This window comes from Stenotrophomonas sp. HMSC10F07 (assembly GCF_001807895.1).
Taxonomy (GTDB): domain Bacteria; phylum Pseudomonadota; class Gammaproteobacteria; order Xanthomonadales; family Xanthomonadaceae; genus Stenotrophomonas; species Stenotrophomonas sepilia.
Window position 1 is genome coordinate 60,149 of the sequence record NZ_KV791359.1, and the last position, 7,655, is coordinate 67,803.

Consider the following 7,655-nt stretch of genomic DNA (forward strand, 5'->3'; position numbering starts at 1 on the left):
ACGTACGTCCCAGCATGGTTTTTTCCGGCTGCCCCGCGGCTGGAAAGGGGGTGCACGGGCGGGGAAAGCGGAGCTAGACTGTCCGCCTTTGCGGCCCCTGGGCCGCCCTGAACGGAAGTGTCCTCCCGCATGAGTTGGCTCAGCAAGTTGATGCCGTCCGGCATCCGCACCGACAACACCCCCAGCAAGAAGCGCAGTGTCCCCGAGGGCCTGTGGGAAAAGTGCAGCAACTGCGGCAGCGCGTTGTACCGTCCGGAACTGGAAGAGAACCTGGAAGTCTGCCCGAAGTGCGGCCATCACATGGCGATCCGCGCGCGCGCGCGCCTGGCCGCCCTGTTCGACGCCGACAGCACCACCGAGATCGGTGCGCGCCTGGGGCCGACCGACCTGCTCAAGTTCAAGGACCAGAAAAAGTACAGCGAGCGCATCAAGATCGCGCAGAAGAACACCGGCGAGTACGACGCGCTGATCGCCATGCGCGGCCTGCTCAAGGGCCGTGCGCTGGTGGCATCGTCCTTCGACTTCGCCTTCATGGGCGGCTCGATGGGCTCGGTGGTCGGCGAGCGTTTCGCACTGGCCGCAGAAACCGCGGTCGAGATCGGTGCGCCCTACGTGTGCTTCTCGCAGAGCGGTGGCGCCCGCATGCAGGAAGGCCTGTTCTCGCTGATGCAGATGGCCAAGACCTCGGCCGCGCTGGGCAAGCTGCGTGAAGCCGGGCTGCCGTACATCTCGGTGCTGACCCATCCGACCACCGGTGGTGTCTCGGCCTCCTTTGCGATGCTGGGCGACATCAACATCGCCGAACCGCAGGCGCTGATCGGCTTCGCCGGCCCGCGCGTGATCGAGCAGACCGTGCGCGAGAAGCTGCCGGAAGGCTTCCAGCGCTCGGAGTTCCTGCTGGAGCACGGTGCCATCGACCAGATCTGCGACCGCCGCGAGCTGCGTGACCGCCTGTCCGACCTGCTGGCGATGCTGGGCCGTCAGCCGGCGCCGGAGGTGGCTTGATGGGAGGCCGCAAGTACTTCGGTACTGATGGCATCCGTGGCCGGGTGGGCCAGGGCGTGATCTCGGCCGACTTCGTGCTGCGCCTGGGCAACGCCCTGGGCCGTGTACTGGTCGCCCAGCGCGGCCAGGACGGGCGCCGGCCGATCGTGGTGATCGGCAAGGACACCCGCATCTCCGGTTACATGTTCGAAGCGGCACTGGAAGCCGGCCTGGTGGCCGCCGGTGCCGACGTGCAGCTGCTGGGGCCGATGCCGACTCCGGCGGTGGCGTTCCTGACCCGTACGCTGGGCGTGGATGCCGGCATCGTCATCAGTGCCTCGCACAACCCGCACTACGACAACGGCATCAAGTTCTTCTCCGCCCAGGGCGAGAAGCTCGACGATGCCACCGAGCTCGCCCTCGAAGCGGCGCTGGACGTTCCGTTCACCACCGCCGAATCGGAGAAGCTGGGCAAGGCATCGCGTGGCCGCGAGGCGGTCGGCCGCTACATCGAGTTCTGCAAGGCCAGCGTGCCGCGCGCGTTCGACCTGCGTGGCGTACGCCTGGTGCTGGACTGCGCGCACGGCGCCACCTACCAGATCGCACCGCTGCTGTTCCGCGAGTTGGGTGCCGAGGTGATCGGCATTGGCGCCGAGCCCAACGGCGTCAACATCAACGCCGGCGTGGGCTCCACCCATATCGACAATCTCGCGGCCAAGGTCCGCGAAACCCGCGCTGATCTCGGCATTGCCTTCGACGGCGACGGCGACCGCGTGCTGATGGCCGACGACCAGGGCAACCCGGTCGACGGCGATGACCTGCTTTACATCCTGGCCCGCGCATGGAAAGCCGAAGGCCGCCTGCGCGGCCCGGTGGTCGGCACGCTGATGAGCAACTACGGCGTGGAGAAGGCCTTCGCCGATCTGCAGATTCCGTTCGTGCGCAGCAACGTCGGTGATCGCTATGTGCACCAGGCGCTGATCGAAGGCGGTGGGGTGCTCGGCGGCGAAGCCTCCGGCCACCTGCTGTGCCTGGATCGGGCCACCACCGGTGACGGCATCGTCAGTGCGCTGCAGGTGCTGGTGGCGTTGCGCAACAGCGGGCAGACCCTGCGCCAGGCATTGAAGGGACTGGTGCGGGTGCCGCAGAAGACGGTCAACGTGCGGCTGGGCAATGTCTCGGCCAAGGCAACGGTGCAGGCCGACAGCGTGCAGGCCGCGCTGGCCGACGCGCAGCAGTCGGTGGCCGGCCGTGGCCGTGCGTTCCTGCGCCCGTCCGGTACCGAGCCGGTGGTGCGTGTCACGGTCGAGGCCGATGATGCAACGCTGATGCAGGACACGCTGGACCGCCTGTCCGCGGCGGTCCGTGAAGCCGCCGCCTGAGGCAGCTGCGCATTCGCCCAAACAGAAACGCCCCGCAATGCCGGGGCGTTTTTCGTTCACGCGGCAGGGCTGCGCGAGGCTCACGGCCCCGGCACCATCTTCTTCTGCCGCGCCTTGAAGCCATTGAACAGCGGCGCGATCAGGGGGGTGTAGCTCTGGGCGATGCGCTTGCGCAACCAGCTCGCCGGGCGGTTGCGGATCGCGAAGCGGTAGATGCGTTCCGGATCGCCGCCGACCACATTACGGCCGAACGGGTGGGTGGTGTGCAGGTAGCGGAAGCCGTGCTCGCGCGCCACCTCGATGTGGTCCTGGTCGAAATCGCCGTAAGGCCAGCACAGCGTATCGGACACCTCGCCGAGCTTGTCCCGCAGGACTTCGCGCGAGACTGCCAGATCGTGGCTCAGGCCCGCACGGCGCTGTGCGCGGTCCAGGTCGTCGCGGCGCAGCCAGCGGGTGTGGGTATGGGTGTGGCAATGCACTTCGAAGGTGCCGGCGGCGATGGCCGCGCGCGCTTCGCTCCAGCGCATCATCACGTCGTCGCTGCGGTTCTGCTCGTAGATCGCCGCTTCGCAGCTGCGGTGGTCCGGCGTGGCAGGCAGCACTGCCCCGGCAAGCCCCGCATGGGGCCGCTCCGGGCCTTCGCCCATCCAGCCGGTGACCACGAACACCACTGCGTGCATGCCGTACTTCTGCAGGATCGGGTGCGCATACACCCAGTTGTCCAGGTAGCCATCGTCGAAGGTGATCACGATCGACTTGCGCGGCACCGGCTTGCCGGCCAGGAAACCGGCGTACTGGTCCAGTGTCAGCGAGGTCCAGCCGTTGCCGGCCAACCAGGCGATCTGGCTTTCGAAATTCTCCGGTGACACGGTGATCATGCCCGGCGACGGACTGACGTGGTGGTGCATCAGCACCGGTACGGTTCGGGCATCAGCCATGTCCCAGCTCCTTCAGCCACTGGCGGTAATAGTATTCGGTGGTCTCACCGTGGCCGTCGGGGGTGAACCGGTGCGCGCCGTGCATCCAGTCCCAGCCGGCGCGGCCCATCTGCCGCCGCCGTTCCGGATCGTCCACCAGCAGGCGCAGGGCGCCTGTCAGGGCTGCATTGTCGCCCAATCGGGTGAGGATGGCATTGCTGCCATCGACCACCATTTCCGGCACGCCACCCACGCGCGTGGCCACGATCGGCACCCCGACATAGGCGGCCTCCAGGAACACGGTACCGGCCGCTTCCTTGTGCGAAGCCAGCGCGAAGATGTCGAAGCCGGCCATCAGCCGGCACGCGCCGTCACGATAGCCGAGCAGGTGGACCTGCTGCTGCAGCCCGTGCTCGTCGCGCAGCGCCTGCAGTCGATCCATGACCGGCTGGCCATCGCCGACCACCACCAGGTGCAGGTTCGGGTGCGTCTTGCACAGCGGCACCATCGCCTGCAGCAGGTCGGCGTGGCCCTTGGGTTCGCGCAGCACCGCCACGCAACCGACCACGACGTCCTGTTCGCCGAAGCCGAGCTCGGCGCGCACTTCCGCGCGTACCTCCTGCAGGCATTGCCAGGGGTCGTCCTTGCGGATCTCGCTCCAGCGCGGCGGGACCGCGATGGGCGGCACGATACCGATGTGTTCGGCCGGAATGCCGCGCTCGGCCAGCAACTGCTTGACGAAGCTGCTGACGGTCAGCACCCGGTGCGGCAGGCCGGTATAGGTCAGCAGCGAGTTGACCGGGCTCATCAGGTGGCGCGAGCGCACCACCAGCGGCGTGCCGCCCAGGCGTGCGCCGGCGGCGGCGATCAGCGCGTCACGGCGGCTGGTGGTGTTGACCACGTCATAGCGTTCGCGGCGCACCAGGCGCGAGACCGACCAGATGCCGCGCAGCAGGCGCAGCAGGCCGCCCATGCGCAGGGTGTGCACGGTGAAACCGTCGTCGCGTGCCAGCTTGGCCAGTCGCGCTTCGGGCTGGCACAGCAGCGCCACCTCATGGCCACGCGCGCGCATCACCTGCATGTGGCGGAAGATGTAGATCTCCTGCCCACCCATTCCCTTGGCGGCTTCGGTGTGCAGGATGCGCAGCGGACGGTTCATGCAGGATCGATCCTTGAGGGTCAGCGGTTGCGGAAGCGGGTCAGCGCTTCCCATGCAGTGCGTACGGCGGCCGCGTCGGGCGCCTGCTGTGACAGCGGCCGGTAGCGCAGGTCCAGAGCGGTGGCGTTGCCGAACTTGTCGAACACGTAGATGGCATCGCCATGGCGCACCGCGCGCTGCGACCAGCTTTCGACCACCAGCGCACGCGGGCCCTGCGGTTCGGCCAGCAGGTCCTGGCCGGTGCTGTAATCGGTCAGTGCGTTCTCGCAACCCAGCGCGTGGCGCATCAGTGTCGGTACCCAGTCTTCGTGCGAGCTGGTGCGGGCGTCGCGGCCAGCGGCCATGCCCGGCCAATGCAGCACGAACGGGACCTGCAGCTGGTAGTCGGAGAAGTTGCCGTTGTGGCCCCAATAGTTCAGCTTGAGGTCGTTGAACTCTTCGGCATGGTCGCCGGTGACCAGCACGATGGTGTCTTCGGCCAGGCCCTGTGCGCGAAGGTCGTCCAGCAGCGAGCCGATCAGGCTGTCTGCGTAGTGCACGGCGGTGCGGTAGCGGTTGAGTTCCGGCGTCGGGTCATGCTCCGGGCCGAATTTGAGGAAGTCGATGTCCGCAGCCATCGGCGTCGCCACGGGCGGGTAACCATCGGGCATGTGGTAGGGCGCGTGGGTGGAGTCGAGGAACACGAAGCCGAACCACGGGCGCTGCGCCGCCTGGCTGGCGCGGATGTCCTGCTGCAGTGCACTGATGATCGCGCGGTCGCGGCCGTCGGACTTCAGTGCCGATGGGCCCTGGTGCAGCTGGTCGCGCACATCGGCGAAAGCCGTGCGATCGAATTCCGGGCTGTACAACGGCGCACTGCCGTACAGGTGCAGGTCGTAGCCCTGCTGGCCCAGCACCTGGAACAGCTGCGAGCCGCGCTGCTCGTCGAGCATGCTTGGCCAGTAGCCACCGGGCAGGCCGTACAGCAGCCCGAACAGGCCGTAGCGGGTGGCATTGCCGGTGCTGAAGTGCTGGTCGAACACGCGCGCGTCCTGCGCCAGCGCCGACGTGTTGGGCATCAGCTGCGGTGTCAGCACGTCCTGGCGCAGCGATTCCAGCACCACCATCAGCACATTGGGGCGATGCGGGTTCTGGCAGCGCAGCGGGTGCAGTGGGTACTGCAGCTGCGCATGGCGCGGGTCGGGCAGGCCGGCCTGCTGCTGGCTGACCACGCCCAGGCGCCGCATGAAGCTCTTGGCGGTGATCGGTTGCGCCCACGGCAGGTAGTTCCACTGCGCGATCACATCGCGGTCGCCACGGGCGTCGTAGTAGGCGGTGGCGACCTGGCCGCCGGCCATCAGAAGCGCGACCGCTGCCCACGCCTGCAGCACCCGTCGCCGGCGCGGCGCTGCCGGCAACAGCTTCCAGCACGCCCAGGCCAGCAGGCCTTCGGCGGCGAAGACCGCGGCGACCAGCAGCGCGACCTGCAGCCAGGTCTTCCAGGACAGGGCGACCTGGTCCTGCAGGGCGCCGCCGAACACCATGTTCACGACCATGGCGTTGAGGTGGAAGCGGTACAGGGTGAACACCTTGGCGTCGACCAGCAGCAGGCACAGCCACAGGCCCTGCAGGAGAACGGCGCTGATGCTCAGCGTACGGGCAGTGCGTGGCCACAGCCCCAGCAGCAACGGCAGCAGGCCGGCCAGCGCACCGAACGCGAGCAGGTGGCCGGGCAGGGCGATGGCGAGGTAGGCCAGGCCCGCGCTGCCGCCTGGATTGTCCCGCAGCGGCACGTTGCCCAGTGCGATCGCCGCAGCCAGGGCCGCATTGCCGGCGACGAACAGCGACCACCAGGCCAGCCGGCGCCAACGCCGGGTGGAACCTTCAAGGGCGGGTGCGGCAGGGTCGGCTGCGGACATGGCGGGGCGGATTCAGGGAGCGGGCAAAGGGGCGGGCCCAACGTGACGGAAGCGTTAATCCGCGCGCGGGTCGCGCATTGTATCGGTTTGTTTCTTCGTATCGAGTGGCGTCCCCCGGGCGATCTGTCACAATGTTCAGGCGGGCCATGAATGCGCTGGCCCCCCAGACCCAATGACAAGCCAGGAACCGCTGTGAGCCAGATCCCCACCCTCGACATCACCCGTTTCGACAGCGACCGCGAGGCCTTCGTGGCCGAGCTGGGCGCGGCCTATCGCCAATGGGGATTCGCGGGCATCCGCAACCACGGCATCCCGCAGGCCGACATCGACGCGGCCTACGATGCCTTCAAGGCCTTCTTCGCCCTGCCGGAAGAGGTCAAGCGCAAGTACCACGTGCCTGGCAGCGGCGGCGCCCGTGGCTATACCCCCTTCGGCGTGGAGACCGCCAAGGGCTCCAAGCACTTCGACCTGAAGGAGTTCTGGCACATCGGCCGCGAGATCGCCGACGACTCCAAGTACCGTGACGTGATGGCGCCGAACCTGTGGCCGACCGAAGTCGAGGGCTTCCGCGAGCGGGGGTACGGCCTGTACCAGGCGCTGGACAACCTGGGGTCGCGCGTGCTGTCGGCGCTCGCCCTGCACATCGGCCTGCCGGAGAATTTCTTCGCCGACAAGACCAACTTCGGCAATTCGATCCTGCGCCCGATCCACTACCCGCCGATCACCACCGACGACATCCCGAACGTTCGTGCCGGTGCTCATGGCGACATCAACTTCATCACCCTGCTGGTGGGTGCCAGTGCCGCGGGCCTGGAAGTGCAGTCGCACGACGGCGAGTGGGTGCCGTTCACCTCGGACGCGGACACGATCGTGGTCAACATCGGCGACATGCTGCAGCGCCTGACCAACCATGTTTATCCGTCGACCATCCACCGCGTGGTCAATCCTCCGGGCGAGCTGGCGCGCCAGCCGCGCTACTCGGTGCCGTTCTTCCTGCACCCGAACCCGGACTTCCTGATCGACGTGCTGCCCTCGTGCATCACCCCGGAGAACCCGAGCCGGTACCCGGAGCCGATCACCGCCCACGGCTTCCTCGAGGAGCGCCTGCGCGAGATCAAGCTGAAGTAAAGAAAAGTGAGGCCGCCGAAAGGCGGCCTTTTTCTTTGCAGGGCTTCGCCCTGCACCCGCAGAGGCCAAAGCCAAAGCCAAGGGCCAAAGCCAAATCGGCTCTGGGTTTCTGCGTGTTGGGCGGGGCGGCGTGGGTTGGCAGAACACGCCGTGAACCCGTCCTTGAAGTGACCCCCGAGACTTGGAC

At 67.7% G+C, this 7,655-nt stretch carries 6 protein-coding genes; 3 read left to right on the forward strand and 3 right to left on the reverse strand.

Translation table 11 applies throughout. The features are described from left to right. Nucleotides 1-129: 129 nt before the first annotated feature. Both accD and glmM read left to right on the forward strand, forming a co-directional pair. On the forward strand, nt 130-1,005 hold the full coding sequence (gene accD, locus HMPREF3114_RS06845) for an acetyl-CoA carboxylase, carboxyltransferase subunit beta (RefSeq protein ID WP_005417947.1): 876 nt from the start codon (nt 130-132) through the stop codon (nt 1,003-1,005). Continuing rightward, nucleotides 1,005-2,366, forward strand: coding sequence for a phosphoglucosamine mutase (gene glmM / locus HMPREF3114_RS06850; protein ID WP_053500704.1), 1,362 nt, complete (start codon nt 1,005-1,007; stop codon nt 2,364-2,366). Before accD ends, glmM begins: the two co-directional genes overlap by 1 nt. A gap of 80 nt (nt 2,367-2,446) precedes the next feature. Here the strand turns inward: glmM and HMPREF3114_RS06855 are convergent, their stop codons facing one another. The 3 genes from HMPREF3114_RS06855 to HMPREF3114_RS06865 are packed head-to-tail and all read right to left on the reverse strand — an operon-like array spanning nt 2,447 to nt 6,340. Then, a complete protein-coding gene (locus HMPREF3114_RS06855; protein ID WP_053500706.1) occupies nt 2,447-3,304 on the reverse strand; it encodes a polysaccharide deacetylase family protein in 858 nt (285 codons plus the stop codon). Beyond that, entirely contained in the window at nt 3,297-4,442 is a 1,146-nt protein-coding gene (locus HMPREF3114_RS06860) for a glycosyltransferase family 4 protein (RefSeq protein ID WP_053500708.1), read from the reverse strand. Before HMPREF3114_RS06860 ends, HMPREF3114_RS06855 begins: the two co-directional genes overlap by 8 nt. 20 nt (nt 4,443-4,462) lie before the next feature. After that, complete coding sequence (locus HMPREF3114_RS06865) at nt 4,463-6,340, reverse strand: DUF3413 domain-containing protein (RefSeq protein WP_053500710.1); 1,878 nt, start codon at nt 6,338-6,340, stop codon at nt 4,463-4,465. A 150-nt stretch (nt 6,341-6,490) separates the two neighbouring features. Here HMPREF3114_RS06865 and HMPREF3114_RS06870 point away from each other — a divergent pair, with 150 nt between their 5' ends. Next, entirely contained in the window at nt 6,491-7,468 is a 978-nt protein-coding gene (locus HMPREF3114_RS06870; protein ID WP_049414703.1) for an isopenicillin N synthase family dioxygenase, read from the forward strand. The last annotated feature ends 187 nt before the right edge of the window (nt 7,469-7,655 follow it).

Bases quoted from the DNA above. Each gene is read 5' to 3' on its own strand.
- accD (WP_005417947.1), top strand. From the start codon at position 130: ATGAGTTGGCTCAGCAAGTTGATGCCGTCCGGCATCCGCACCGACAAC.
- glmM (WP_053500704.1), top strand. From the start codon at position 1,005: ATGGGAGGCCGCAAGTACTTCGGTACTGATGGCATCCGTGGCCGGGTG.
- HMPREF3114_RS06855 (WP_053500706.1), bottom strand. From the start codon at position 3,304: ATGGCTGATGCCCGAACCGTACCGGTGCTGATGCACCACCACGTCAGT.
- HMPREF3114_RS06860 (WP_053500708.1), bottom strand. From the start codon at position 4,442: ATGAACCGTCCGCTGCGCATCCTGCACACCGAAGCCGCCAAGGGAATG.
- HMPREF3114_RS06865 (WP_053500710.1), bottom strand. From the start codon at position 6,340: ATGTCCGCAGCCGACCCTGCCGCACCCGCCCTTGAAGGTTCCACCCGG.
- HMPREF3114_RS06870 (WP_049414703.1), top strand. From the start codon at position 6,491: ATGCGCTGGCCCCCCAGACCCAATGACAAGCCAGGAACCGCTGTGAGC.